Annotated in this window: 1 protein-coding gene; it reads left to right on the top strand. The window is 65.0% G+C overall.

Annotation, left to right across the window (positions count from 1 at the left end; genetic code table 11):
• The coding region (locus G7A99_RS24205; protein WP_205600056.1) for a cbb3-type cytochrome c oxidase subunit I at window positions 1-554 on the top strand (554 nt) is incomplete at both ends.

Consider the following 554-nt stretch of genomic DNA (forward strand, 5'->3'; position numbering starts at 1 on the left):
AAGACCGTGATCAACATGGTCCTGATGACGGGCCTCGTGGGGCTGGCGGTGATGTTCCTGTTCGCCTTCTACAACCCCTCGTCGCTGACCATGGACAAGTACTTCTGGTGGTGGGTCGTGCACCTCTGGGTCGAGGGCGTGTGGGAGCTGATCATGGGCAGCATTCTCGCCTTCGTGCTGATCAAGACCACCGGCGTGGACCGCGAGGTCATCGAGAAGTGGCTGTACGTGATCATCGCCATGGCCCTGATCACCGGCATCCTCGGCACCGGTCACCACTACTTCTTCATCGGCGCGCCGTCGTACTGGCTGTGGATCGGCTCGGTGTTCTCGGCGTTCGAGCCGCTGCCCTTCTTCATGATGCTGCTCTTCGCCTTCAGCATGGTCCGGCGCCGGCGGCGCAACCACACCAACCGCGCGGCCACGACCTGGGCGCTCGGCACCTCGGTGGTGGCCTTCCTCGGCGCCGGCGTGTGGGGCTTCCTCCACACCCTGGCACCGGTGAACTACTACACCCACGGCAGCCAGCTCACCGCCGCCCACGGCCACCTCGC

This window comes from Arhodomonas sp. KWT (genome assembly GCF_010993615.1).